The following is a 26,020-nucleotide window of genomic DNA, read 5'->3' as shown; positions in this document are numbered from 1 at the left end:
GAGGGACGTCGACACAAGAACAAACGGGAACAGGGAGCGGTCATGAAGACCACGACGACGGCGTTGGCCGTCACGACCAAGGGCCGCGGCGACGCGGCCGAGGACGCCGCATTGGCGCACCTGGAGCGCGCGGGGCTGCAGCTGGTCGCGCGCAATTATCGGACGCCGGGCCGAGGCGGCGGCGAGATCGACCTGATCATGCGCGATCCGCGCGACCGCACGCTGGTATTCGTCGAGGTGCGCCAGCGCAGTTCCACCGGCCATGGCGGCGCGGCCGGCAGCATCACGGCGGCCAAGCAGCGGCGCATCGTGTTCGCGGCGCGCCACTATCTCGCCCGCTTGCGCGAGCCGCCGCCGTGCCGCTTCGACGTGGTGCTGGTCGAGGAGCGCATCACGTGGTTGCGCGCGGCTTTCGACGCGGGCTGAGCGGCGCGCGATGCGCGAAGGTGTAGGGCGGATCACAGCGCGGGGTCTTTCGCTGCATCCCCGCAGTTATCATCCCGCCCCATGCTCGAGCAACGGATTCAGCAGCACTTCATCGATAGCGCCGACCTCAAGTACCAGGCCGGCCCGATTCTGAGCAAACCCATTTCGCAGGCGATGCAGGCGATCCTGGCGTGCGTGACCAGCGGCGGCAAGGTGCTGGCCTGCGGGTCGGGCGTGTCGGGCCTGCTGGCCACGCAGTTCGCCTCGCAGTTCGTCGGCCGCTTCGAGCGCGAGCGGCCCGAGCTCGCGGCCATCGCGCTGCCCGGCGACAGCACCGACCCCGCGGCCGATGGCGCGAATGCCGTCGACGGCGACCGCTTCGCGCGCCAGGTGCGTGCGCTCGGCCAGGCCGGCGACGTGCTGCTTGCGCTCAGCGTCAGCGGCCAGTCGGCCCCGGTGCTCGCGGCGGTGCATGCCGCGCACGAGCGCGACATGACCGTGGTGGCGCTGCTCGGCAATGCCAACGCGGGCGCCTCGGCCGCGCCGGGCACCGGCGGCGTGATCGGCCGCGCGCTGCGCGAGACCGACGTGCAGATCAGCGTGCCGCACGAGCGCGGCGCGCGCATCCACGAGATCCACCTGCTCGCGCTGCATTGCCTGTGCGACGGCGTGGACGCGCAGCTGCTCGGCGATCCGGACAGCGACGTGCTGTCGCCGTCGAGCTGAACCCTTCACGCATGACGCTCCCCGGCGCGCGGGGGCATGCGTTTCACTGCGCCGGGGTCTGAGTTTTTCTCAGAACGATTTCATAAATATGTTGAACAAAGTTCATGTGATTGACATGGCGGCTTCCTAGCATCGCGGCCGAGCGCGCTCGCTCCTCAACTCTCCGGCGCGCCGCCCCCCATGAAACTCCCGAACTTTCCTTCCCTGCCCGCGGTCCGCGGCAGGCTGTCATCGACCCCTTCCACGCGCCGCACGCCACGCGTCGCGCTGGCCACCCTGAGCGCCGTCTGCGTGCTGGCACTGAGTGCCTGCGGTGGCGGCAGCGGTGGTGGCGGCGGCTTCTTCGGCTTCGCGCCGCCTTCGGGCGGCGGCCCCGCGCAAGGCGACAACGGCCAGGACGGCGGCACGCAGCCCGCGAGCTTCGCGCTGTCGCTCGCGGTCGAGGGCAGCGGCGACGTCGAATCGCTCGATGCCAGGCTGGCCTGCGGCCCCGGCAGCTGCACCGGCGCCAGCGCCGACTACGCCGAAGGCAGCACCGTCACGCTCAACGCCACGCCCGCGCACGGCTTCGTGTTCGCGGGCTGGCAGGGCACCTCGTGCGAGAGCGGCGACACGCGCTGCGTCGTGACCGTGAAGGCCGCGCAGCGCATCGCCGCGAAGTTCACGCAGGCCGCGCCGGCGATCCCCGCCGGCACCTGGCTCAAGGGCGACACGCACGTGCACGACGACCACTCGTCCGACGGCAGCGCGGCGCGCCAGCTCAACGACGACAAGGGCCCGGGCAACACCGGCATCGCCGACCAGATCGGGCAGGGCACGCGCATGGGCCTGGAGTTCATGCCGCTGACCGACCACCGCACCTACGACCAGCACTACGACTGGAACTGGGAGTCGCCCTCGCTGCTGCTGGTGCGCGGCGAGGAAGCCAATGGCAGCCCGCACGCGACGGTGCAGGGCGGCGTCGATTCGATCGTGCAGGGCGCCGCGCGCGCCGACCGCCAGCCCTTCACGCACCTGCAGCAGTCGATCTGGGACGCGCACAGCCAGGGCGCGAACTGGACCGTGGCGCATCCCAACGATGGCGAGACCAATGCCGACGGCTCGTTCAATGCCTATGCCAACGTGCAGGGCGTGGACCTGGTCGAGACCTGGAACGGCACGCCGAGCCCCGAGACCGTGCTGGCCGACGCCTATGCCGAGAAGCTGTGGAACGCGGGCTTCCGCTTCGGCATCGCGGGCGCGAGCGACAGCCACATGCGCGAGCTGTGGGACGGCGAGGGCACGGTCTATCCGATCTCGAACCCCGGCATGCCGGCCACGCAACTGCTGTCCAGGGCCTACAACGAGCGCGCCATCGTGCAGGCGCTGCAGCGCGGCCACACCAGCCTCTCGTACGACCCGAACGGCCCCTTCGTCTCGATCGCCACCGACCTGCGCGGCGGCGGCTACACCGCGATCGGCGGCGACGAGGTGTTCGTGCCGGCCGGCACCGCCGGCCACCTGCGCATCGACGTGCGCCGCGCCGCGGGCCTGGACGTGTTCGTCTACCGCGCGCCCGGCAAGAGCGCCGGCCCGCTCAAGAGCTTCAAGCCGAAGACCGATGCCGAGAGCTTCATCGTCGACATCGCAGCCGGCGACAAGCCCGACTGGTACCGCGCCGAGGTGCGCGGCATGAGCACGCCGCAGCCCTGGGCGCCGGTGTCGGTCGACGAGGTCAAGGCCACCGTGTCGCCGATCTTCGTCTCGCCCGCGCCGGTCGAGGCCAAGCCCGCGACGCCGATTCCCGCCGATGCCGGCACCGAGGACGGCGCGCTGCGCGTGGCGGGTGCGCGCGGCGGCTTCGCGGGCTTCCCCGACATCGCGGTCGCCGACGGCGCGCTGCACTTCGTGGCCGAGCTGCATGGCGCCTCGAGCAGCACCGTGGTCTATCGCCAGCGCGATGCCAAGGGCGTGTGGCGCGACGCGGGCCGCACGCTCAGCGGCCAGGGCCAGGCGCGCTTTCCGCGCGTGGCCGCGCGCGGCAACGAGGTCTGGGTGGCCTGGGAGGAGGACGCGGTGCAGGTGCCGCACCGGCCCGAGATCAAGCTGCGGCATTCGGCCGACGGCGGCGCCAACTGGGACGCCACCGTGACCGTGCGCGCGGTCGAGGGACGCGCCGAGCATCCGGCGATCGCGCTGTCGGCCGGCGGCAAGCCCGTGCTCGCATGGCAGGAGATCGCGGCCCATCAGGCCTTCGACATCATGGCCCAGGAGATCGGCACCGACGTCCAGCCGCGCAACCTGTCGGCCGCCGGCAAGGTGACCGATCCGGGCATCGCCAGCGACACGCGCACCCCGCGCTATCCGGCCTCGGTGCTGCCCTCGGTGGCGGTGGCGGCCGACGGCCGCGTCGCCGTGGCCTGGCAGGACGACCGCAGCGACAAGGACCCGCTGTGGACCGGCGCCGCGAGCTACGGCGAGGGCACCACGCCCGACGACTGGCAGGTGCAGGTGCTGGTGCGCGAAGCTGGTGGTGCCTGGGCCGCGAAGCCGGCCGAGATCGGCACCTCGGACCGCGCCGACCGCCATCCGCAGATCGCGTTCGGCGCCAAGGGCGAGCTGGTCGCGGTCTGGGAGAGCAAGGAGCTCGCCGCGAGCGGGCGCAACCTCTCGGTGCGCGCCGCGGTCTCGGGCGACGGCGGCAAGTCCTTCGCGGCGCCGGTGGTGGTCGGCGCCGACGACAAGACCATGAGCGAGCGGCCGCGCCTGGGCGTCGATGCCGACGGCGCGGTGCGCGCGGTCTGGTACGACTCGCGCTCGGCCGACTGGCGCTGGCGCGTGATGACCGCGGTGTTCCGCCCCGACAGCGGCTGGGAGTCCGGCACCCTGCTGATGGCCCGCGGCAACAACACCTGGCCCGTGACCGCGGGCGGCCAGGTGGCGTTCGCCAGCACGCGCAACGCGCAGCGGCTGCAGCGCGATCCGACGCAGCAGGTGTTCCTGCTGTCGCTCGCGAAGCCCTGAGCTGAAGACGAACTGAAGAAGCGGCGGCGGCCGCATCCGGCGCGGGCTGCGGCGTTCCCTCGGGAACTCCGCGGCCGTCTTCATTTCTACCAACAAGCCGTAACGGAGCGGCAAATCCGCTGGGCTAAACTCGCCGCGAACCCGGGCCAGGGCCTCGCGGCAGCGCCCATCTCGCACCTCCATTCCAGGGAAATCACACATGCAGAAGACCGCCTCGACGCCTCGCGCCATGCACCGCCTCGTTCTCGCACTCGCCTCGGGCGCGGCATTGGTCGCGGGCCTCTCGGCCTGCGTGCCGCTGGTGGTCGGCGGCGCGGCGGCGGTGGGCGTGGGCATGGTGGCGACCGACCGCCGCAGCTCGGGCGCCCAGCTCGACGACCAGGGCATCGAGCTGCGCGCCGCGGCCCGCGTGCGCGACATCGCCAACGACCAGATGTACGTCAGCGTGACCAGCTACAACCGCCAGGTGCTGCTGACCGGCGCGGTGGGCAACGAGGCCGACCGCCGCCGCGTCGAGGACGTGGTGCGCGGCGCCGAGAACGTGCGCTCGGTGGTCAACGAACTCACGCTGGGCACGCCCAGCACCTTCCAGGACCGTTCCAACGACCTCTACGTCACCGGCAAGGTCAAGGCCTCGCTGCTCGACGCCAAGGACATCTTCGCCAACTCCTTCAAGGTCGTGACCGAGCGCGGCACGGTCTACCTGATGGGCATCGCCACGCGCCGCGAGACCGACCGCGCGACCGAGGTGGTGCGCAGCGTGACCGGCGTGCAGAAGGTGGTGCGCGTGGTCGAGATCGTGAGCGAGGCCGACCTGACCGGCGCGCAGCGCGGCGGCACCGGGGTTTCCGCGCCCGCGCCCGTGGTGCCGGCCTCGCAGCCGCAGCCCGGCACCTCGTCGCGCGTGCCGCTGCCGCCGATGGAGCCGCTGCCGTCTTCGTCGGCACCGGCGCCCGCGCCGGCCGGTGGCGTGACGACCAGCCCGATCCGCTGAAGTCCTTTCGCCCGCCAACGAACAAGGCCCCTCGACGGGGCCTTGTTCGTTTCCGGGGGAGCGGAGGGCTGGCTACTTCAGCCGCGTGATCAGGCTCGAGGTGTCCCAGCGCTGGCCGCCCGACTGCTGCACGTCGGCATAGAACTGGTCGACCAGCGCGGTCACGGGCACGCGCGCGCCGTTGCGCTTGGCCTCGTCGAGCACCAGGCCCAGGTCCTTGCGCATCCAGTCGACCGCGAAGCCGAAGTCGAACTTGCCCGCGATCATGGTCTTGCCGCGGTTGTCCATCTGCCAGCTCTGGGCGGCGCCCTTGCCGATGACCTCGAGCACCGCCTGCATGTCGAGTCCCGCGCGCTGGCCGAAGGCGATGGCCTCCGACAAGCCCTGCACCAGGCCCGCGATCGCGATCTGGTTGACCATCTTCGCGAGCTGGCCCGCGCCGCTCTCGCCGAGCAGCGTGACCGCGCGCGCGAAGGCCGCGGCCACCGGCTTGATGCGATCGAAGGCGGCCGCGTCGCCGCCGCACATCACGGTGAGCGCGCCGTTCTGGGCGCCGGCCTGGCCGCCCGACACCGGTGCGTCGATGAACTGCAGGCCGCGTTCGAGCGCGGCCTTGGAGAGTTCGCGCGCCACGTCGGCCGAGGCGGTCGTGTGGTCGACGAAGACCGCGCCCTTCGCCATGCCGGCGAAGGCGCCGTCGTCGCCGAGCACCACCGAGCGCAGGTCGTCGTCGTTGCCGACGCAGCAGAACACGATGGTGGCGCCGGCCACCGCTTCGCGCGGCGTGGCCGCATGGCGGCCGGGGGCGCCGAACTCGTCGACCCAGGCCCGGGCCTTGGCTTCGGTGCGGTTGTAGACCGTGACGCTGTGGCCGGCCTTGGCCAGGTGGCCGGCCATCGGCCCGCCCATGACGCCGAGGCCCAGGAAGGCCACCGTCTGCGCGGGAGTGGATTCGTAGGTGCGGGGGTTGATGCTGCTCATGGACCCGAGCTTAAAGCCATTCGGCGACAGCCTGCACCCCGGGGGACATGGCCGTGTCGGTCCGAACCTGTACGTGAACGTACACGTTGGAGTAGAATCGCCCCATGAGCTCCCCGGCCCCCCCGCCCAAGTCCCTCACCGTTCGCGATGCCGCGGCGCAGCTCGGCGTGACGCCGCGCACGCTCAAGTACTACGAGGAACTGGGCATCGTGGTGCCGGTGCGCAGCGAGGGCCGCTACCGGCTCTACGAGCCGGCCGACCTCGAGCGGCTCGCGCGCGTGCTGCGCATGCGCTCGCTGGGCTTCTCGCTCACCACCATCACCGAGATGCTGCGCCAGCCGATGGAGGCGCCGGCCGAGGGCGGCCGGCCGCGGCTGTCGAATGCCTCGCTCAAGTCGCTGCGCGAGACGCTGGGCGCGCAGCTCGCCACGCTCGACACGCGCGTGGCCCAGGTGCGCCGCGAGCTCAAGGAAGCCGCGGCCCTGCAGGCCCAGCTGCGCCGCGACCTCGACTACGTCGAACGCCGCCTGGCCGGCGAACCGGTGGAGGAGGCCCTCGCGCAGCGGCGCGCGGAGCGCCCGGCGTCATGACCGCACCGGCCCTCGCCCGGCATCCGCGCGGCCTCTCGGCCGTGGCGTGGATGCCCTGGGCGATCGGGCTGGTCACGGCGGTCGACTACTTCGACAACGCGCTGTTCGCGTTCTTCGCGAGCTACATCGCGGGCGGCGTCAACGCCTCGCCCGACGAACTGGTGTGGGCCTCGAGCGCCTACGCGCTGGGCGCGGTGCTCGGCATCCTGCAGCAGCATGCGTGGATCGAGCGGCTCGGCTACCGCCGCTACCTCGCGCTGTGCATGTTCGCCTTCGCCGCGGGCGGCCTCGGCGCCGCCTGGTCCGACAGTTCCACCCAGCTCGCGCTGGCGCGCGGCGTGCAGGGCTACTTCGTGGGGCCGATGCTCGGCGCCTGCCGCATCCTGATCCAGATCGGCATGCCGGCCGAGCGCCGCGCCAAGGCGCTCAAGGCCTTCATGGTGCTGATCGTCTTCGGCGGCGCGCTGGCGCCGGTGGCCGGTGCCTTCCTGGTCTCGAACTTCGACTGGCGCTGGCTGTTCGGCTGCACCGTGCCGGTGGCGGTGCTGATCGGCCTGCTGGTGCTGTGGGCGCTGCCCGACCTCGGCGACGTCGAGCCGCACGAGCGCACCGCGCCGCACCATGCGCCCTACCTGGTGTTCGCGCTGGCGCAGGCGGCGCTGCAGGTGGTGCTCACGCGCACCCACTTCGAGCTGTTCACCGGTTCGCCCGCGCTCGTGGGGCTGGCGCTGGCCGGCCTCGCGGGGCTCGCGTGGTTCGGCTGGCACCAGTGGCACCATCCCGCGCCGCTGGTGCGGCTGCATGCGCTGCGGCAGCCGGGCTTTCGCGTCGGGCTCGCGCTCTACGTCGTCTACTACTACCTGTCGACCGGCTTCAGCTACCTGCTGCCGCGGCTGATGGAAGGCGGGCTCGGCTTCAGCGTGGGCAACACCGGCTACTTCACGGGCGCGATGTCGCTCGCCACCGGGCTGCTGGTGTTCGTCTACCTGCGCTACTCGGCGCGCCTCGCGCACAAGAAGTGGCTGATCGTCGCGGGCTTCGCGATCGCCGCGCTGGCTTCCGCCTGGCTCGCGCGCGTCACGCCGCAGTCGGGGCGCGAGGCGCTGGTCGGACCGCTGCTGCTGCGCGGCCTGCTGATGCTGTTCGTGGTGCTGCCGGTCGCGAACCTCACCTTCCGGCCCTTCGCGGCCGAGGACTTCGCGCACGGCTACCGGCTCAAGAACCTGGTGCGGCAGCTCGCGATCTCCTTCGCCACCTCGAGCGTGATCGCGCTGCAGCAGCACCGGCTCGCGCTGCACGAAACCCGGCTCGCCGAATCGGCCAACGCCGGCAACGCGGGCTTCATGCAGGCGCTCGACGGGCTGACGCGGAATTTCGCGGCGCTCGGCCATGCGGCCGGCGAGGCGCATGCGATGGCGCTCGGCACCTTGTGGCGCACGCTCGAGCAGCAGGCCACCTTCATGGCCTCGCTCGATGGCTTCACGGCGATCGCCGTGGTCGCGCTCGCGGCAGGCGTGTTCGCCGCCTGGCAGCGGCAGATCGACTGAAGGCGGCGCGCCGGCTCAGACGATCGCGAAGTGCTCCGTGCCCGCGGCCAGGTCGGTGCTGCGCGCGCGCTGGCTGTTGAGCTTGATCTGCAGCCGCAGGTCGTTGGCCGAGTCGGCATTGCGCAGCGCATCCTCGAAGCTGATCGCGTGGCCCTCGAACAGGTCGAACAGCGCCTGGTCGAAGGTCTGCATGCCGAGGTTGCGGCTCTTCTTCATGATCTCCTTGATCTCGCCGACCTCGCCCTTGAAGATCAGGTCGGAGATCAGCGGCGTGTTCAGCAGGATCTCGACCGCCGCCACGCGGCCGAGGCCGTCCTCGGTCGGCACCAGGCGCTGCGAGACCAGCGAGCGCAGGTTCAGCGACAGGTCCATCAGGAGCTGCGCGCGGCGTTCCTCGGGGAAGAAGTTGATGATCCGGTCGAGCGCCTGGTTGGCGCTGTTGGCATGCAGCGTGGCCATGCAGAGGTGGCCGGTCTCGGCGAAGGCCACGGCGTGCTCCATGGTCTCGCGGTCGCGGATCTCGCCCATCAGGATCACGTCGGGCGCCTGGCGCAGCGTGTTCTTGAGCGCCGCCTCCCAGCTGTCGGTGTCGATGCCCACCTCGCGCTGCGTCACCACGCAGTTCTTGTGCGGATGCACGAACTCCACCGGGTCCTCCACCGTGACGATGTGGCCGAAGGAGTTCTCGTTGCGCCAGTCGATCATCGCGGCCAGCGTGGTCGACTTGCCCGAGCCGGTGGCGCCCACCAGGATGCACAGGCCGCGCTTGGTCATCGACACGTCCTTGAGCACCTGCGGCATGCCCAGGTCGTCGATGGTCGGCAGCTTGGCCGGGATGGTCCGCAGCACCATGCCGACCTTGCCCTGCTGCACGAAGGCGTTGACGCGGAAGCGGCCGATGCCGGTCGGCGAGATCGCGAAGTTGCACTCCTTGGTGCGCTCGAACTCGGCCGTCTGGCGGTCGTTCATCACCGAGCGCGTGAGCGCCAGCGTGTGCTGCGCGCCCAGCGCCTGCTGCGAGACCTTGGTGACCTTGCCGTCGACCTTGATCGCCGGCGGGAAGTCGGCCGTGATGAACAGGTCGCTGCCGTTGCGGCTCACCATGAGCTTGAGCAGGTCGTTGATGAACTGGCTGGCTTGATCGCGTTCCATGAGGGGCTCCGGAGGGCTGGGGTCAGCCGGGGAAGTTTTCGGGGATCTTGGCCTTGCTGCGGGCTTCCGCGGCGGAGATCGTATTGCGCCGCACCAGGTCCGTGAGGTTCTGGTCCAGCGTCTGCATGCCCTGGCCCTGGCCGGTCTGGATGGTGGAGTACATCTGCGCCACCTTGGCCTCGCGGATCAGGTTGCGGATGGCCGGCGTGCCCAGCATGATCTCGTGCGCCGCCACGCGGCCCAGGCCGTCCTTGGTCTTGCACAGGGTCTGCGAGATCACCGCCTGCAGCGACTCCGACAGCATGGCGCGGATCATCTCCTTCTCCTCGCCCGGGAACACGTCGATGATCCGGTCGATGGTCTTGGCGGCCGACGAGGTGTGCAGCGTGCCGAACACCAGGTGGCCGGTCTCGGCCGCGGTCATCGCGAGGCGGATGGTCTCGAGGTCGCGCATTTCGCCGACCAGGATCGCGTCGGGGTCCTCGCGCAGCGCCGAGCGCAGCGCATTCGCGAACGACAGCGTCATCGGCCCGACCTCGCGCTGGTTGATCAGGCACTTCTTCGACTCGTGCACGAACTCGATCGGGTCCTCGACCGTGAGGATGTGGCCGTACTCGTTCTCGTTGAGATAGTTGACCATCGCGGCCAGCGTGGTCGACTTGCCCGAGCCCGTGGGGCCGGTCACCAGCACCAGGCCGCGCGGCTTGAGCGCGAGTTCGCCGAAAATCTTGGGCGCATTCAGCTGCTCGAGCGTGAGGATCTTCGAGGGGATGGTCCGGAACACCGCGGCCGCCCCGCGCGCCTGGTTGAAGGCGTTGACCCGGAAGCGCGCCAGGCCGTCGATCTCGAACGAGAAGTCGACCTCCAGGAACTCTTCGTAGTGCTTGCGGTGGGTGTCGCTCATGATGTCGTAGACCATGGCGTGCACCGCCTTGTGGTCCAGCGCATCGACATTGATGCGGCGCACATCGCCGTGAACGCGGATCATCGGCGGCAGGCCGGCCGACAGATGCAGGTCGGAAGCCTTGTTCTTGACGCTGAACGCGAGCAGTTGGGTGATGTCCACGGGGCTCCTCGATCGGGTTTCGGTGACGTTTTGATACGAATTTGGACGATTATGACGATGATTGGCGACGACCTCCAGCACGTGCGGCAGCGGATCGCGAAGGCCTGCGCCGACGCCGGCCGCGACCCCGGCGCGGTGCGGCTGCTGGCGGTATCGAAGACCTTCGGGCCCGAGGCGGTGCGCGAGGCGCAGGCGGCCGGCCAGTCGGCCTTCGGCGAGAACTACGTGCAGGAAGGCCTGGACAAGATCGCCGCGCTGGCCGACCTGCGCGCCGGCCTCGAATGGCACTGCATCGGCCCCCTGCAGAGCAACAAGACGCGGCCCGTGGCCGAGCAGTTCGACTGGGTGCATAGCATCGACCGGCTCAAGATCGCCGAGCGGCTCTCGGCCCAGCGCCCGGCCCATCTGCCGCCGCTGCAGGTCTGCCTGCAGGTCAACGTCGACGGCGGCGCCAACAAGTCCGGCGTGGCGCCCGAGGAGGCGCTGCCGCTGGCGCGCGCTGTGGCGGCGTTGCCACAGCTGGTGCTACGCGGGCTCATGGCGATCCCCGAACCGGCGCCCGATTTCGAGGCCCAGCGCGCGCTGTTCCTGCGCGCGAAGGCGCTGTTCGATGAAATCCGCGGCGCCGGCATCGCGCTCGACACCCTGTCGCTGGGCATGAGCGCGGACCTCGAGGCGGCGGTCAGCGCGGGCAGCACGATGGTGCGCATCGGCACGGCGATCTTCGGCGGCCGTCCACGCAAGGACGCCTGAGCGGCCGGGCTCAGATCCCCAGCGGGATCCGCGCGCTGCTCTTCACTTCCTCCATCACCGCGTAGGTGCGCGTCTCGCGCACGCCCGGCAGCTGCCACAGCACCGTGCCCGCGAAGTCGCGGTAGGCCGCCATGTCGGCCATGCGCGTCTTCAGCAGGTAGTCGAAGCCGCCGGCCACCATGTGGCATTCGACGATCTCCTCGCGCACCTGCACCGCGGCCTTGAACTGGTCGAACACGTTGGGCGTGGTGCGGTCCAGCAGCACCTCGACGAAGACCGTGAAGCCGCGGCCCAGCCGCTCGGCGTCGAGCCGCGCCTCGTAGCCCTGGATGAAGCCCTCGCGCGTGAGCCGCTGCACGCGCGCGAGCACCGCCGTCGGCGACAGCGCCACCGCCTCGGCCAGCTTGAGGTTGGTGATGCGGCCGTCTTCCTGAAGAATCTTCAGCAGCCGGAGATCGACGCGGTCCAGGTCGGTCATGGAAATGGGATGGCAAGGGTTCTGGTGAATTATCCGGAAATGCTGTCGAATTTTGGTGAAAGATTCGCCATCAAGGCATGGACCATAGCCAATCCAACCAAGGAGAAGACATGCGCCTGCCCGACCCCTACCGACCCGAGACCGAGGTCGTCGCCCATCGACTCGCCCTGCTCGAGGGTGCGCTCGACTGGACCGCGGCCTCGACCGTTGCCACGCCCTGGGTGCAGGCGGTGCGCGACCATCCGCCGCCGTTCTGGGCCATGGAGAGCCTGCTGCGCGAATACCCGATCTCGAGCGCCGAAGGCCTCGCGCTGATGCGGCTGGCCGAGGCGCTGCTGCGCGTGCCCGATGCCGAGACCGCCATCGCGCTCACGGCCGACCAGCTCGGCCGCGCCGATTTCGAGGGCGCCGCCGATTCCACGCTGTCGCGCCTGTCGTCGGCCGCGATCGCGATGTCGAAGCGCTTCCTGCCCGAGGCCGACCATCCGCCCGGCCTGATGGCCCGGCTCGGCGCGCGCACCGTGGTCGCCGCCACGCTGCGCGCGGTGCAGTTGCTGGGCCGGCAGTTCGTGCTGGGCCAGACCATCGCCGAGGCGATGGACGAGGCCCGTGCCGCGCACCGCAAGCAGTCCGCCCTGTGCTTCAGCTACGACATGCTCGGCGAGGGCGCGCGCACCGACGAGGACGCCCTGCGCTACCTCGAGAGCTACACCCGCGCCATTGCCGCGATCGCCCAGGGCGCCGATCCCACCGCCGCGCCCGAGCGCAACGACGGCATCTCGATCAAGCTCAGCGCGCTGCATCCGCGCTACGAGGACGCGCAGCGCGACCGCGTGCTGCGCGAGCTGGTGCCGCGCGTGTGGCTGCTGTGCGAGCGCGCGGCCGCGGCCAACCTCAACCTCACCATCGACGCCGAGGAGGTCGACCGGCTCGAGCTCTCGCTCGACGTGTTCGACGCGCTCGCGACCCGCGTCGCGGCCGAGCATCCGCAATGGCGCGGCTTCGGCCTCGCGCTGCAGGCCTACCAGACGCGCGCGCTCGAGCTGATCGAGCACGTCACCGCGATCGCGCGCCGCTACGGCCTGCGGCTGATGTGCCGGCTGGTCAAGGGCGCCTACTGGGACGCCGAGATCAAGCGCGCGCAGGAGCTGGGCCTGCCGCACTACCCCGTGTTCACCCACAAGCACCACAGCGACGTCAGCTACCTGGCCTGCGCGCAGGCGCTGCTGGCCGCGCCCGACGCGATCTATCCGCAGTTCGCCACCCACAACGCGGGCACCATCGCGGCCATCCTGCAGATGGCGCAGCGGCAGGGCGCGCCCTTCGAGCTGCAGCGGCTGCACGGCATGGGCGAGGGCGTCTACCGCGAGGTCATGAAGCACACCGGCGCCTCGGTGCGCGTGTACGCGCCGGTCGGCCGCCACAAGGACCTGCTGGCCTACCTGGTGCGGCGCCTGCTCGAGAACGGCGCCAACTCCTCCTTCGTCAACCAGCTCGGCGACCCCGGCGTGCCCATCGCCACGCTGCTGGTGTCGCCGCTGTGGCTGGAGCGCGAGAGCCCGCAACTGCCGCTGCCGCCGCTGCTCTACGGCCCGGCGCCCGCGCGGCGCAACAGCGACGGGCTCGACCTCACGGTCGACGCCATGCGTGCGCCGCTGTTCGCGGCGCTGGCCGCGACCGCGGTGCCGGTCGTGCCCGAGGCCGATCCCGCGAGCGCCGCGCGCGCCGTGGCCATGAGCGCCGCCGCCTTCCGCACCTGGCGCAACACGCCGGTGGCAACGCGCGCCGCCGCGCTGCGCCGCGCGGCCGATGCCTTCCAGGCGCAACTGCCGCGCCTGTGCGCGCTGCTCGTCAAGGAGGCCTTCAAGACCTGGGGCGATGCGGTGTCCGAGGTGCGCGAGGCGATCGACTTCCTGCGCTACTACGCCGACGAGGCCGAGCGCCTGATGCAGCCCGTGCTGCTGCCCGGCCCGACCGGCGAGCGCAACGAGCTGCGGCTCACCGCGCGCGGGCCCTGGGTCTGCATCAGCCCGTGGAACTTCCCGCTGGCCATCTTCACAGGCCAGGTCGCGGCCGCGCTCGCCACCGGCAACACCGTGCTGGCCAAGCCCGCCGAGCAGACGCCGGCCATCGCGCGCGAAGCGGTCGCGCTGCTGCAGGCCGCGGGCATTCCGGCCGACGCGCTGCAGCTGCTGCACGGCCCCGGCGAGACCGTGGGTGCCGCGCTGGTGGCCGCGCCCGGCGTGGCCGGCGTGGTGTTCACCGGCTCGACGCAGGTGGCGAAGATCATCCATCGCGCACTGGCGGGCAAGGACGGCCCGATCGTCCCGCTGATCGCCGAGACCGGCGGCATCAACGCGATGCTGGTCGACTCGAGCGCGCTGCCCGAGCAGGTGGCCGATGCCGTCGTGCAGAGCGCCTTCCGCTCGGCCGGCCAGCGCTGCTCGGCGCTGCGGCTCCTGGTGCTGCACGAGGGCATCGCCGATGGCGTGATCGAGATGATCCGCGGCGCGGCGGCCGAGCTGTCGGCCGGCGATCCCGCGCTGCTCGCGACCGACGTCGGCCCGGTGATCGACCGCGAGGCGGCCGACAACATCCGCCGCCACCTGGCGCGGCTGGACCGCGAAGCGAAGCGCGTGCTGGCGCCCGCGGCAACGGACGACGCATCGTCCACCCTGATCGCGCCGGCGGCCTATGAAGTGGGCGCCATCGAGGACGTGCGCAGCGAGATCTTCGGCCCCGTGCTGCAGATCGTGCGCTGGGGCTCGGGCGCGCTGAGCGACCCGACCGAGGTGATCGAGCGCATCAACGCGCTCGGCTACGGCCTCACGCTCGGCATCCAGACGCGCATCGATTCGCGCGCCCAGGCGCTGGCCGTGCGTGCCCACGTGGGCAATGTCTACGTCAACCGCAACATCATCGGCGCGGTGGTCGGCGTGCAGCCCTTCGGCGGCGAAGGACTCAGCGGCACCGGGCCCAAGGCGGGCGGGCCGAACTACCTGCCGCGCTTCTGCGCCGAACAGACCGTGACGGTCAACACGGCGGCCGCGGGCGGCAATGCGGCCCTGCTGAGCACGGTGGCGTAGCGCCGTCGCGCCACGCCACCGCGCGACCTCAGCGCACCGTGCTCTGGCCGTGCGCGGCGGCCTGGCGATCGAGCTGCTCGATCAGCGCGCCGTAGGCCGGGCTGGCGCGCAGCCGCGTGTATTCGGCCTGCGCCTGGCGATAGCCCGCGCGGGTCGGGTCGGCACCCGCTTCGCCCGACTGCTTCGCGGCCAGGCCCGACTGCATCCACAGCCGCGTGTCGGCGGCCACCGCGACGCGGCTGTTGGCCGACACCGTGGCCACCTGCTGCTGTGGCGTGCCGTCGGTGTAGCCCTGCGTGGGCGCGGTCTTGAGCCATTGGCGCGCTTCGGCCGTCACGGCTTCGCGCGTCGTCGACGAGCTGAACGACGCGGGGCGCGGATCGCCCTCGGCGTAGTTGCCCGCGAAGCTCGGCGCGGCGGCGGCGGCCAGCAGCGCGGCGAAGGCGGCGGTGCCCAGCAGGCGGGTGGTGCGGACGGTGCGGTGTTGCGAAGTCTTCATGTCGTCGTTCCTTTCAGTGGTGGGACGTGGTGGTTGAACCCGGTGGGAGCGAAGCGGGCCGGTGGGCCTCGTGGTCTTCGTCTTTCCTTGCCACCGACTCTAGGGAGGGCAAACCGGCGATCGATAACCCGTTGATGACGATTTCGTCATCTGCCGCGCCGCCGCGAAAAAGCCCCGCGCGGGGGCGTCAAGCGACTCTTGCATAACCGCCTGTCGCGGCATGCATAAGCCATGGCGCGGCGCGCGAGACGGGACTATCGTTCGCCCATCATTCCAACCAAGGGACTCTCATGAGCGAAAAACTCTCCTTCGTCACGCCGACGGCCAACAGCCCCTGGGGCACGTATCTGTCGCAGGTCGATCGCGTGGTGCCCTACCTGGGCCCGCTCGCGCGCTGGGTCGAAACCCTCAAGCGCCCCAAGCGCGCGCTGATCGTCGACGTGCCGATCGAGATGGACGACGGCACCATCGCCCACTTCGAGGGCTACCGCGTGCAGCACAACATGAGCCGCGGCCCGGGCAAGGGCGGCGTGCGCTTCCACCCCGACGTCACGCTCGAGGAAGTGATGGCCCTGTCGGCCTGGATGACCATCAAGACAGCCGCCGTCAACCTGCCGTACGGCGGCGCCAAGGGCGGCATCCGCGTCGACCCGAAGAAGCTCTCGCTGCAGGAGCTCGAGAAGGTCACGCGCCGCTACACCAGCGAGATCGGCATCATCATCGGCCCGCACACCGACATCCCCGCGCCCGACGTCAACACCAACGCCCAGATCATGGCGTGGATGATGGACACCTACTCGATGAACGTCGGCGGCACCGCCACCGGCGTCGTCACCGGCAAGCCGCTGCACCTGGGCGGCTCGCTGGGCCGCGTCAAGGCCACCGGCCGCGGCGTGTTCGTCACCGGCCGCGAAGCCGCGCGCCGCCTCGGCCTCGACCTGCGCGGCGCGCGCATCGCGGTGCAGGGCTTCGGCAACGTGGGCTCGGTCGCGGCCGAGCTGTTCGCCGAAGCGGGCGCCAAGATCGTCGCGGTGCAGGACCACACCGGCACCATCGTCAACGACAAGGGCCTCGACCTCGCGCAACTGGTGCCGATCTCGCGCACCGACGGCGTGGTCGGCTTCAAGGCCGGCGGCGACATCGTGCCGAACGAGGACTTCTGGGACATCGCCTGCGACATCCTGATCCCCGCCGCGCTCGAAGGCCAGCTCACGGCCGATCGCGCGAAGAAGACCACCGCCAAGCTGGTGCTCGAAGGCGCCAACGGCCCCACCGTGCCGCAGGCCGACGACATCCTCGCCGAGCGCGGCGTGCTGGTGGTGCCCGACGTGATCTGCAATGCCGGCGGCGTGACCGTCAGCTACTTCGAATGGGTGCAGGACTTCTCGTCCTTCTTCTGGGACGAGGACGAGATCAACGTGCGCCTCGACCGCATCATGATGAACGCCCTCAACCAGATCTGGGACACGGCCGACAAGCACAAGATCACGCTGCGCACCGCGACCTACGCGGTGGCTTGCGAGCGGATCCTGATGGCGCGGCAGGAGCGCGGTCTGTACCCCTGATGTTTTTTTGACAGTGCGCGCGGCTACGCTCGGGGGATGAGCATTTCTCCCTCGCAGCCTCCTCTCTCGCTCCCCGCCGACAGCCTCGCGCGTCTGCGGGCCCTCACGGCCGGCGGCCAGCGCAAGCTGCTCGGCCTGGTCGGCGCCCCCGGCGCCGGCAAGTCCACGCTCGCGGCGCTGCTGCGCGACGCGCTCGGCGCCGAGCGCGCGCAGGTGGTGCCGATGGACGGCTTCCATCTCGCCAACGTCGAGCTGCGGCGGCTCGGCCGCGCCGACCGCAAGGGCGCGCCCGACACCTTCGACAGCGCCGGCTACGTGGCGCTGCTGCGGCGGCTGCGCGAACAACGGCCCGGTGGCGACATCGTCTATGCGCCCGAGTTCCGGCGCGAGATCGAGGAGCCGGTGGCGGGCGCGATCGCGGTGCTGCCGGAGACGCAACTCGTGATCACCGAGGGCAACTACCTGCTGCACGACACCGGGCCCTGGGCCGGCGCGGCCGCGCTGCTCGACGAGGTCTGGTACGTGGACATCGACGATGCGCTGCGCGAGGCGCGGCTGGTGCGCCGGCACGAGCAGTTCGGCCGCAGCGCCGAGGCGGCGCGCGCGTGGGTGGCGCAGACCGATGCGCCGAACGCGCGGCTGATCGCGGCCACGCGCGCGCGGGCGCACCACGTCGTCGTGCTTTCCTGACCGGCGCCTGATCCCGAATCGCCGAGGGAACGCGCGGCCCTCATCGCGCTCGAAGGCAGGCCGGCCGTCCGCCGGTTAGCATCCGCCACGCCATGCCGACCCTGCCTCCGATGCCCCTTCGCTCCCGCTCCTTCGTCCTCCTGCCGGTGCTGCTGTCGGCACTGGTGCTCGCGGGCTGCGGCAGCAGTGCGCGCCGCGTCGCCTACGACACCGAGGAGTTCGACTCCACCACCACCCACACGCGCAGCTACGAGGCCACCGAGGCCCAGACCTGCGAGGCCGCGCGCCGCGCGCTGCTGAGCCAGGGCTACATGGTCACGGCCGCCAATGCCGACCTGGTGACCGGCCGCAAGAGCTTCCAGCCGGCGGCCGAGGTGCACGTGGAGGTCGAGTTCCGCGTGGTCTGCGCGGCCGAGGGCGGCCGGGGCGGCAAGGGCGCCAGGCCGAAGAGCACGGTGGCCTTCGCGACCGCGCTGCAGGATCGCTACGGCCTCAAGAAGGTCAACAACTCGGCGAGCCTGGGCGTGGGCGCCTTCGGCTCGCTGTCGCTGCCGCTGACGGGCAGCGACGACGCGATGGTCAAGGTGGCGAGCCAGACGCTGACCGACGAGCGCTTCTACGACCGCTTCTTCGCGCTGCTCGACCGTTTCCTCGAAGGGCAGGAGCCGGGCGCGGAAGAGCCCGAGGACCTGCCCGAGCCCGCGCCGCCGGCACCCGCCGCCACCCCGGCCCCGTCCCCGGCCCCGGCCACCACCTTCCCGGTGCCGACCTCGCCCAACCGCGGCTGACGGCATGGCCACCCTCCCGTTCGCGGACCGGCTGGCCTTCCTGCGCGAACCCGGCCGCTGGCGCGCGGGCGCGCAGCTCGCGGCGGCGGTCGCCATCGCCTGGGGCGTGTCGCGCGGGATCGGGCTGCCCGAGAGCTTCTGGGCCGTGATGAGCGTGCTGATCGTGATGCGGCCGAGCGCCGGCTCCACGCTCGAGGCCGGCTGGGACCGCGTGCGCGGCACCTTCGCGGGCGCGCTGGCCGGGCTCGCGGGCGTGTGGCTCGCGCACCATGGTGTGCCGATGCAGGCCGACGCGCTCGCGATCGTGCTGCTGCTGGCCTTCGTCGGCGCCGCCGTGCCGGGCCTGCGCAGCGCGCCGGTGGCGGCGCTGATCATCCTCTCGGCCGGCAGCCTGCCGGGCCATTCGGCGCTGCAGGTGGCGCTGCTGCGCATGGCGCAGATGGGCATCGGCGTGGGCGTGGCGCTCGCGATGGCGCTGGTGACGGCCGAGTACCGGGCTGGCGCGCGCTTCGACGCGGGCTGCGCGGCCCTGCTGCGCGGCATGGCGAAGCGGTTGCTGGCGCTGGCCGCGGGCGATGCGCCCGAGGGCGACGGCGAACGTGCCCGCGCCGCGCTGGCGCGGCTCACGGTGCTCGCGGGCGGCGCCGACCTCGAATCGCGCTGGCCCTGGCGTCACCGCACGGTCGGTGCGCCGAAGGACGCGCACCGGCAGCGCGCGCGCACCATGGCGCGGCTGATGCAGGACGTGGCGCTGCTCGGCCGTGCCATCGGGCAGCAGCCGCCGGCATCGAACGACGAGACCGCGAAGGCCGCGCGCGCCTCGGCCGGCGCGCTCGCCGCGCTGGCGGACGCGCTCGAAGGCAAGGGCATGGCGCCCGATCTGTCGGTGCTGGAGCGGCTCGCGGCGCGCCATGCGTCGCGCGACGACGCGGCCCGGCCGCTGCTGGCGGCGCCGCTCGCGCTGCTGCTCGAAGATGTACGCGCGCTGCAGGCAGCGCGCGTTGCGGCCTAACGCACCAGCGTCGACTTCCCGAACAGGCTCTCGATCAGCTCCACCGCGATCTCGGCCGTCTGGTTGCGCACGTCGAGCGCGGGATTGAGTTCGACCACGTCGACCGAGCCGAGCCGGCCGGTGTCGGCGATCATCTCCATGCACAGCTGCATCTCGCGGTAGGTCGGTCCGCCGCGCACGCCGGTGCCCACGCCGGGCGCGATGTTGGGGTCGAGGCAGTCGAGGTCGAAGCTCACGTGCAGGTGCGTGTCCTCGTCCACGTCCTGCAGCGCCTCGGTCATGGTGGTGCGCATGCCGTGCTCGTCGATGTGGCGCATGTCGAACACGTTGAGGCCCAGCGTGCGGATCGCCTCCTTCTCGTCGGCATCGACGCTGCGGATGCCGATGAAGCGGATCGCCTCGGGCGGCAGCGCCGCGCGCTCGCCGCTCCAGCCGGTCAGCACCGCGGGCCCGTGGCCCAGCAGGCACGACACCGGCATGCCGTGCAGGTTGCCGCTGGGGCTGGTGGTCTCGGTGTTGACGTCGGAGTGCGCGTCGAGCCACAGCACGCGCAGCTTGCGGCCGCGCTTGCGCGCATGCCAGGCCACCGCGCTGATCGAGCCGATCGCCAGGCAGTGGTCGCCGCCCAGCATCAGCGGCACGTGGCCCGCGCCCAGCACCTCGTCGACCGCCGCGTAAACGGCGCGGTTCCAGGCGATCACCTCGTCGAGATGGCGCAGCCCGTTGGCCGGCGGCGCCCAGGGCGTGGCCGGGCCCGCGAGGTTGCCGCGGTCGACCAGCGCGAAGCCCTGGCGCACCAGCGCCTCCGCCAGCCCCGCCACGCGCAGCGCGTCGGGGCCCATGCCCGCGCCGCGCACGCTGGCGCCGACGTCGGTGGGAGCGCCGATCAGTTCGAGGGTGAGGTTCATGCGTGGGCCTTCATGTCCTGCCGATCCGGTCCCCGGCATCCGGGGGGCTCGACGGCCCATTGTGCCGAGGAACCGGTGACAGGCCCATGATCCGCCGCGTGCCCGACGCGGTGAAGGGCTGCGCCAGTTGCGCCAGGAAGCCGGCCGCGATCTCGCCGTCGATGCCGATGTCCGCCGGCGGCCGCCGCGCCGGGCGGTACCAGGTGCCGAACAGCAGGTCCCACAGCACCAGGTTCTCGCCGTAGTTGCGGTTGCCCTCGGCCGGCGAGCGCGAATGGTGCCAGCGGTGCAGCGCCGGCGTGCTGAAGACGCGGTCGAGCCAGCCGGTGCGCAGCTCGATATTGCAGTGGGTCAGCAGTCCGGTGACGGCCGTCACGGCGCCCACCCACAGGAACACCGCGAGCGGCGCGCCCAGCAGGTACAGCGGCAGTTGCCCGAGCAGGGCCTTGAAAGCGCTGTCGACCACGTGGAAGCGGCCGGTGTTCGCCACCCACAGCCGCCGCACGCCGTGGTGCAGCGCATGGAAGCGCCACAGCGGCGGCCATTCGTGCGCGCCGCGGTGCGCGATGTAGAGGCCCAGTTCCACCACCGCGAGCGCGAGCACCACCTGCGCGGCCAGTGGCCAGTGCAGGGGCCAGGCCGTGCCATGCGCCGAGGGCCGCAGTGCCATCGCGCCGGCCAGCGGCAGGCTTGCCGCGAGCGCGGCCACGACCTGGGCCGTGCCCTTGGTCAGCAGCGTGTGGGCCAGGTCGCAGGGCGTCTGGCCGTCGTCCGCGAGCCAGCGCGGCTCGTGCGGCAGCCAGCGCTCGAGCAGCGCGATCGCCAGCGCGAGCGAGAGGTAGGCCGCGTTGAACCAGGCCAGCGATGCCGTGCTCGCGAAGGCCGCCGCCGCGGCCAGCAGGCCCGCGGCGTAGAGCGCCGGCCACAGCAGCCACGGCAGCCAGCGGCGCGCGGCCTTCATGCCGGCGCCTCGCCGCTTCGCCCGGGGCGCAGCCGCAGGCGGAACAGCGCGCCGCCGCCCGGCGCGTCGTGCACCGTGACCTCGCCGCCATGCAGGCGCGCGATCTCCTGCACCAGGCTCAGGCCGAGCCCGGCGCCGGGCCCGGTCGCATGCCCGCGGTGGAAGGGCTTGAAGATCTGTTCGCGCAGCGCGGCCGGGATGCCGGGGCCGCCGTCGATGACCTCGATGTCGCCCGGCGGCATCACCCGCACCGTCACGGCCCCCATGCCGCCCGCGTGCTCGATCGCGTTGCGCACCAGGTTGGCCAGCGCGCGTGCGATCGCGTCGCGGTCGCCCTCGATCTCCACGCGCGCGGCCAGCGGCTCGAACGAGACCTCGTAGGCCGCGGCGAGCGCCAGCGGCGCCATCTCGGCCACCACCTCGCGCGCCATCGCCACCAGGTCGATGCGCTGGCGTCCCGTGCCCTGGGCCTTCATGCGCTGCAGCTCGAGCAGCTGTCCCGCCAGCACCGACAGCCGCGCGGCATCGGCCAGCAGCCGCGTGCGTTCGGCGCCTTCGGCCAGGTTCTCGATGCGCGTGTGGAGGATCGCGATCGGCGTGCGCAGCTCGTGCGCCGCGTCGGCCAGGAAGCGCTCCTGCCGCGCATGGCCGTCGTCCAGCCGCTGCAGGGCGTCGTTGAAGGCGCCCACCAGCGTCGCCACTTCGGCCGGCACCTCGGCCAGCGGCAGGCGCACGCCGCGCTGCTCGGCATCGATTTGGCCGGCGCGCGCCACGATGGCGTGCAGGCCCGAGAGCGTGCGCCGCACCACCACGTGGCTGGCCAGCAGCGTGGCCGCCACGGTGATCGCCAGGATCGGCAGCACCACCTCGAGCAGCACCAGCAGCAGCGACAGGCCGAGGTTGCGCCAGGTGATCGGGCTGTCGGCACCGGTGAGGATCTGCACCGGGCCGGCGGCGGAATCGACCCAGCGCATGCGCGCCGACTGCCGCGGCGGATCGCCCATGTTCCAGCCCAGCCGGGCCTGCCCCACGCCGTCGAGCGTAGCGCCGATGTCGGCGAACTCGTCCGGGATGCGGCCCTCGACCAGCCGGCCGCCCTGGCGGTCGCGCACCGAGAACCACAGCGGCGGCTGCGCCTCGCGCAGCGCGGCGAGCCGCGGCGTCGCGCGCATCGCGAGGCGGCCATCGGCCCCGCGCATCACCGCCTCCTGCAATATCTCGACGGTGTTCTCGGGCGAGCTGAAGTTGATCAGGTGCCCCGTGGCCACCAGGGCACCGATCACCAGCAGCTGGATCGCCGCCTGCAGCAGCACCAGCCGGCGGACCAGGCGGCGCTTGAGCGAGGAGGGCGAGGAGGGCTGTGCGTTCGTCGCTGTGCTCATGGCACGGCCCGCAGCAGGTAGCCCACGCCGCGGATGCCGCAGATCTCCACGCCGGCGCCGGTGTCCGCGAGTTTCCGGCGCAGCCGCGAGACGTGGGTGTCCAGCGCGTTCGACTGGATCTCGACGTCGAAGCCGAACACCGCGCGTTCCAGTGCCTCGCGCAGCACGGTGCGGCCGCTGCGGCGCATCAGCAGCTCCAGCGCCAGCAGTTCGCGCCGCGGCAGCTCCATGCGATGCCCCGCCACGCTGGCTTCGCGGTGCGCGAGGTCGAAGCACAGCCGCGCGACCTGCAGCAGCTCCTGCCGGGTCTCGGCCGGGCGCCGCAGCAGCGCGCGCAGCCGCGCCAGCAGCTCCTCGACCGCGAAGGGCTTGCCCAGGTAGTCGTCGGCGCCCGCGTCGAGTCCGCGCACGCGCTCGTCGAGCGCATCGCGCGCCGTGAGCATCAGCACCGGCACGGGATCGCCGGCGGCGCGCAGCCGCGCCACCAGCGCGAGGCCGTCGCCGTCGGGCAGCCGGCGGTCGAGCACCAGCGCGTCGTAGGGCGTGGCCTCGACATGGCGCGCGCCGTCGGCCAGCGTCGCGGCATGGTCGACCAGGATGCCGCGCCGGTGCAGCGCGGTGAGCAGCACCGAGGCCATTTCGGGTTCGTCTTCCAGCAGCAGGATGCGCACGCGCGTGTTCCTTTCAGGGCGGCGCCGGAGCTCCGGCGTGCCGCACTGTAGGGAGGCTGGATTGCGCGAGTGTTGCGTGCGCGCGCGCCGCGCGACGCAATGCTGGCTCCATGTTGGCGGTCGATGCTGGCGTCAGGCCCGCGGTCGCGGGTCATCTGCCAAGGAGCACCACATGCATGTCCTTCATGTTCAGACCACCCTGCTGCCGGAAGCGATCGTCCTGGCGCTGTCGCTGATGCTCGCGTCGGTCGCGGCGGCCGAGGTGGTGTCGGGTTTCGACGCGCCGCCGCCCGTCTACGACCCCTGCCACGATGGCCGCTACAGCCAGGGCCGCGCGATGAGCTGCGGCGAGCTGTTGCGCCAGCTCGACCGCGAGGAAGCGTTGCGCCGCTCCGAACGCTGGCGCAGCGATCCCTGCCGGGATGGCCGCTACGGCACGGGCCGGCCGATGACCTGTGCCGAGCTGCGCGAGCGGCTGGACCGCCGCGAGCGGCGCCTGCCCCCGTGGCGCGACGAACGGCCCTACGGCCTGGGCGAGGCGGCGCGCGACAGCGGCTGACGCGCGCCGCCGCTCAGGCGATGTGGTCCCACAGGTAGGCGTAGCCCAGCGCGTCCATGAACGCGGACTGCTTGTTGTCCGAGGCCGCGCTGTGGCCGCCCTCGAGGTTCTCGTAGAAGGCCGTGTCGTGGCCCTGCGCGGCCAGCTTCGCATGCATCTTGCGCGCATGCACCGGGCCCACGCGGTCGTCGCGCGTCGAGGTGGTGAACAGCGAGGGCGGGTACTTGGCGCCGGGCTTCGCGTTCTCGTAGGGCGAGAAGTGGCGGATCCATTCCCACTCCTCGGGCACTTCGGGGTCGCCGTACTCGGCGATCCACGAGGCGCCGGCCGACAGCTGCGTGTAGCGGCGCATGTCGAGCAGCGCGACCTCGCTCACGACCGCGCCATAGAGCGCCGGATGGCGCGTGAGCATGTTGCCCATCAGCAGGCCGCCGTTGCTGCCGCCCATGGCGCCCAGGTGCGCGGGCGAGGTGATGCCGCGCGCGATCAGGTCTTCCGATACCGCGGCGAAGTCCTCGCTGCTGCGCAGGCGGTTCTGCTGCAGCGCGGCCTGGTGCCAGCGCGGGCCGTATTCGCCGCCGCCGCGGATGTTGGCCACCACGTAGACGCCGCCCTGCTCTAGCCAGGCGCGGCCGATGCCGCCGCTGTAGCTGGGCGTGAGCGAGATCTCGAAGCCGCCGTAGGCGTACTGCAGGGTCGGGTTGCGGCCGTTGGCCACCAGGTCCCTGGGCGCGATCTCGAAGTAGGGCACGCGCGTGCCGTCCTGCGAGCGCGCGAAGTGCTGGCTGACCGTGTAGCGCGAGGCGTCGAAGAAGCCCGGGCTGTGCTTGAGCGGCTCGGCCTCGCCCTGGCCCAGGGTGCCGATGTAGAGCGTGGTCGGCTGCAGGAAGCCGCTCACGGTGAGGAAGTAGTCGTCGCTCTCGTCCTCGTCGATGGCCCCGGCCGCGATGGTCGACAGCGCGGGCGCGCCGCCCAGGCTCTCGCGTTGCCATGGGCCCTTGCCGTCGGCCGGCGGCGTGAGCACCTCGATGCGGTTCACCACGTCGTGCATCGCGTTCACGATCAGGTGATGGCGCGTCCATGAATGGCTGTCGAGCGCGCTGGTGTCGGTGGGCTCGAACAGCAGCGTGAGTTCGCGCGCGCCGGCCATGTAGTCGTCGAAGTTCGCGGCCAGCAGCGAGCCGGCCTTGTAGCTGGCGCCGCCCACCTCCCAGTCGCTGCGCGGCTCGATCAGCAGCCATTCGCGCGTGACGTCGACCACCGCGTCGTCGGGCACCTCGATCTTGGCGAGCGTGCCGTCGGCCGCGCGCACCCAGGTCTCGCTGTCGTAGAAGTCGATGGCGCGCGAGACGAAGTCGCGCTCGAAGCCCGGCGTGGCATCGCGCCAGCCCGAGGCCGAGAGGTCCTCGGTGTCGGCCTCGTAGACCGTGACGGCCTCGGCCAGCGGCGTGCCGCGCTTCCACTCCTTCACGATGCGCGGATAGCTCGAGGTGGTCATCGAGCCCGGGCCGAAGTCGGTCGCCACGTAGAGGTGGTCGATGTCCTTCCAGGCCACCGTGTTCTTGGCCTCGGGCAGCGCGAAGCCGCCCTCGACGAAGGCCTTGCGCACCGGGTCGAACTCGCGCACCACATCGGCATCGGCGCCGCCGCGCGAGAGCGAGACCAGGCAGCGGCCATAGCCGGGGTAGAGCCAGTCGGCGCCGTGCCAGACCCAGTTCTCGCCCTCGGCCGCGGCCAGCGCGTCGAGGTCGAGCACCGTCTCCCAGGCCGGCTGCGGCTCGCGGTATTCGGCGAGTGTGGTGCGTCGCCACAGGCCCTTGGGATGGGCCTTGTCGCGCCAGAAGTTGTAGAACAGCGCGCCGGCCTTGTAGACCATCGGGATGCGGTCGTCGGAGTCGAGCACCTCGAGCAGGCCCTGCTCGATCTGCCTGAAGCGCGCCGACTGCGCGTGGCGCTGCACCGTCTCGGCGTTGCGGGCCTTGGCCCAGTCGAGGGACTGCGTGCCGTCGATGTCCTCGAGCCAGAGGAAGGGGTCTTGGTCTTGCGCTTGCGGGCGGGGGGAGGATGTCATGGGCACAGTGTACGAACGCACCGTGAAGGCCCCGGGTCGGATGGACCTTTCGCATTACCCGCGGCCGGTCCCAGAACATCGCTCGGGGCAAACCCGGGTGCGCTCCCCGGTG

The 26,020-nt window shown here is 71.8% G+C and carries 23 protein-coding genes; 13 read left to right on the top strand and 10 right to left on the bottom strand.

Going from position 1 to position 26,020, the window contains the following annotated elements; all coding sequences use genetic code 11:
• Positions 1–42: 42 nt before the first annotated feature.
• From AC07PU_RS34820 to AC07PU_RS34805, 4 genes are all read left to right on the top strand, one after another.
• Positions 43–426: a YraN family protein gene (locus AC07PU_RS34820; protein WP_495322726.1), complete on the top strand. Its 384-nt coding sequence runs from the start codon at positions 43–45 to the stop codon at positions 424–426.
• Positions 427–507: 81 nt separating this feature from the next.
• Positions 508–1,152 carry an SIS domain-containing protein gene (locus AC07PU_RS34815; protein ID WP_057594006.1) on the top strand — a complete coding sequence of 215 codons (645 nt, stop codon included), beginning with the start codon at positions 508–510 and terminating at the stop codon, positions 1,150–1,152.
• Positions 1,153–1,332: 180 nt separating this feature from the next.
• Entirely contained in the window at positions 1,333–4,155 is a 2,823-nt protein-coding gene (locus tag AC07PU_RS34810; RefSeq protein ID WP_495322725.1) for a CehA/McbA family metallohydrolase, read from the top strand.
• 199 nt (positions 4,156–4,354) lie between these two features.
• Positions 4,355–5,149, top strand: a complete 795-nt coding sequence (locus AC07PU_RS34805; protein WP_256223022.1) for a BON domain-containing protein — start codon at positions 4,355–4,357, stop codon at positions 5,147–5,149.
• A 72-nt stretch (positions 5,150–5,221) separates the two neighbouring features.
• On the opposite strand, the gene AC07PU_RS34800 is transcribed toward AC07PU_RS34805, so the two are convergent.
• Entirely contained in the window at positions 5,222–6,130 is a 909-nt protein-coding gene (locus tag AC07PU_RS34800; RefSeq protein ID WP_495322724.1) for an NAD(P)-dependent oxidoreductase, read from the bottom strand.
• A gap of 104 nt (positions 6,131–6,234) precedes the next feature.
• Here AC07PU_RS34800 and AC07PU_RS34795 point away from each other — a divergent pair, with 104 nt between their 5' ends.
• Both AC07PU_RS34795 and AC07PU_RS34790 read left to right on the top strand, forming a co-directional pair.
• Positions 6,235–6,720, top strand: a complete 486-nt coding sequence (locus AC07PU_RS34795; RefSeq protein ID WP_296730794.1) for a MerR family transcriptional regulator — start codon at positions 6,235–6,237, stop codon at positions 6,718–6,720.
• Positions 6,717–8,267: an MFS transporter gene (locus AC07PU_RS34790; RefSeq protein ID WP_490877406.1), complete on the top strand. Its 1,551-nt coding sequence runs from the start codon at positions 6,717–6,719 to the stop codon at positions 8,265–8,267. Before AC07PU_RS34795 ends, AC07PU_RS34790 begins: the two co-directional genes overlap by 4 nt.
• Positions 8,268–8,282: 15 nt before the next feature.
• Here the strand turns inward: AC07PU_RS34790 and AC07PU_RS34785 are convergent, their stop codons facing one another.
• Complete coding sequence (locus AC07PU_RS34785) at positions 8,283–9,419, bottom strand: PilT/PilU family type 4a pilus ATPase (protein WP_057594011.1); 1,137 nt, start codon at positions 9,417–9,419, stop codon at positions 8,283–8,285.
• A gap of 22 nt (positions 9,420–9,441) precedes the next feature.
• Complete coding sequence (locus AC07PU_RS34780) at positions 9,442–10,485, bottom strand: type IV pilus twitching motility protein PilT (protein WP_093354394.1); 1,044 nt, start codon at positions 10,483–10,485, stop codon at positions 9,442–9,444.
• Positions 10,486–10,536: 51 nt separating this feature from the next.
• Here AC07PU_RS34780 and AC07PU_RS34775 point away from each other — a divergent pair, with 51 nt between their 5' ends.
• Entirely contained in the window at positions 10,537–11,238 is a 702-nt protein-coding gene (locus tag AC07PU_RS34775; RefSeq protein ID WP_495322723.1) for a YggS family pyridoxal phosphate-dependent enzyme, read from the top strand.
• Between the two features lie 10 nt (positions 11,239–11,248).
• On the opposite strand, the gene AC07PU_RS34770 is transcribed toward AC07PU_RS34775, so the two are convergent.
• On the bottom strand, positions 11,249–11,716 hold the full coding sequence (locus AC07PU_RS34770; RefSeq protein WP_057594014.1) for an Lrp/AsnC ligand binding domain-containing protein: 468 nt from the start codon (positions 11,714–11,716) through the stop codon (positions 11,249–11,251).
• A gap of 110 nt (positions 11,717–11,826) precedes the next feature.
• On the opposite strand from AC07PU_RS34770, the gene AC07PU_RS34765 reads away from it, so the two are divergent.
• A complete protein-coding gene (locus AC07PU_RS34765) occupies positions 11,827–14,802 on the top strand; it encodes an L-glutamate gamma-semialdehyde dehydrogenase (RefSeq protein WP_495322721.1) in 2,976 nt (991 codons plus the stop codon).
• 28 nt (positions 14,803–14,830) lie between these two features.
• On the opposite strand, the gene AC07PU_RS34760 is transcribed toward AC07PU_RS34765, so the two are convergent.
• Positions 14,831–15,301 carry a hypothetical protein gene (locus tag AC07PU_RS34760; RefSeq protein WP_495322720.1) on the bottom strand — a complete coding sequence of 157 codons (471 nt, stop codon included), beginning with the start codon at positions 15,299–15,301 and terminating at the stop codon, positions 14,831–14,833.
• A 290-nt stretch (positions 15,302–15,591) separates the two neighbouring features.
• Between AC07PU_RS34760 and AC07PU_RS34755 the strand changes: the two genes are divergently transcribed.
• From AC07PU_RS34755 to AC07PU_RS34740, 4 genes are all read left to right on the top strand, one after another.
• The gene (locus AC07PU_RS34755) at positions 15,592–16,866 is read left to right on the top strand and encodes a Glu/Leu/Phe/Val family dehydrogenase (protein WP_093354404.1); all 1,275 of its coding nucleotides are present in this window, start codon (positions 15,592–15,594) and stop codon (positions 16,864–16,866) included.
• 36 nt (positions 16,867–16,902) lie between these two features.
• Positions 16,903–17,556: a nucleoside/nucleotide kinase family protein gene (locus AC07PU_RS34750; protein ID WP_495322719.1), complete on the top strand. Its 654-nt coding sequence runs from the start codon at positions 16,903–16,905 to the stop codon at positions 17,554–17,556.
• A gap of 110 nt (positions 17,557–17,666) precedes the next feature.
• Positions 17,667–18,344: a DUF2242 domain-containing protein gene (locus AC07PU_RS34745; RefSeq protein WP_296796248.1), complete on the top strand. Its 678-nt coding sequence runs from the start codon at positions 17,667–17,669 to the stop codon at positions 18,342–18,344.
• Between the two features lie 4 nt (positions 18,345–18,348).
• Positions 18,349–19,356 carry an FUSC family protein gene (locus AC07PU_RS34740; protein WP_495322718.1) on the top strand — a complete coding sequence of 336 codons (1,008 nt, stop codon included), beginning with the start codon at positions 18,349–18,351 and terminating at the stop codon, positions 19,354–19,356.
• Here the strand turns inward: AC07PU_RS34740 and rocF are convergent.
• The 4 genes from rocF to AC07PU_RS34720 are packed head-to-tail and all read right to left on the bottom strand — an operon-like array spanning position 19,353 to position 23,278.
• Positions 19,353–20,264 (bottom strand): arginase, encoded by a 912-nt coding sequence (gene rocF, locus AC07PU_RS34735; protein ID WP_057594021.1) that lies wholly within the window; start codon positions 20,262–20,264, stop codon positions 19,353–19,355. The genes AC07PU_RS34740 and rocF overlap by 4 nt on opposite strands.
• A 10-nt stretch (positions 20,265–20,274) precedes the next feature.
• Complete coding sequence (locus AC07PU_RS34730) at positions 20,275–21,225, bottom strand: sterol desaturase family protein (RefSeq protein WP_495322717.1); 951 nt, start codon at positions 21,223–21,225, stop codon at positions 20,275–20,277.
• Positions 21,222–22,607, bottom strand: a complete 1,386-nt coding sequence (locus tag AC07PU_RS34725; RefSeq protein WP_495322715.1) for a sensor histidine kinase — start codon at positions 22,605–22,607, stop codon at positions 21,222–21,224. The genes AC07PU_RS34730 and AC07PU_RS34725 overlap by 4 nt, the downstream gene beginning before the upstream one ends.
• Positions 22,604–23,278 (bottom strand): response regulator transcription factor, encoded by a 675-nt coding sequence (locus AC07PU_RS34720; protein ID WP_093354422.1) that lies wholly within the window; start codon positions 23,276–23,278, stop codon positions 22,604–22,606. Before AC07PU_RS34720 ends, AC07PU_RS34725 begins: the two co-directional genes overlap by 4 nt.
• A gap of 172 nt (positions 23,279–23,450) precedes the next feature.
• Between AC07PU_RS34720 and AC07PU_RS34715 the strand changes: the two genes are divergently transcribed.
• Positions 23,451–23,837, top strand: a complete 387-nt coding sequence (locus tag AC07PU_RS34715) for a hypothetical protein (RefSeq protein WP_495322713.1) — start codon at positions 23,451–23,453, stop codon at positions 23,835–23,837.
• 13 nt (positions 23,838–23,850) lie between these two features.
• On the opposite strand, the gene AC07PU_RS34710 is transcribed toward AC07PU_RS34715, so the two are convergent.
• The gene (locus AC07PU_RS34710) at positions 23,851–25,908 is read right to left on the bottom strand and encodes a prolyl oligopeptidase family serine peptidase (protein ID WP_495322712.1); all 2,058 of its coding nucleotides are present in this window, start codon (positions 25,906–25,908) and stop codon (positions 23,851–23,853) included.
• Positions 25,909–26,020: the final 112 nt, after the last annotated feature.

This window comes from Variovorax sp. GW821-FHT10D07 (genome assembly GCF_059415325.1).
This window is presented reverse-complemented; position numbering and strand designations above follow the sequence as displayed.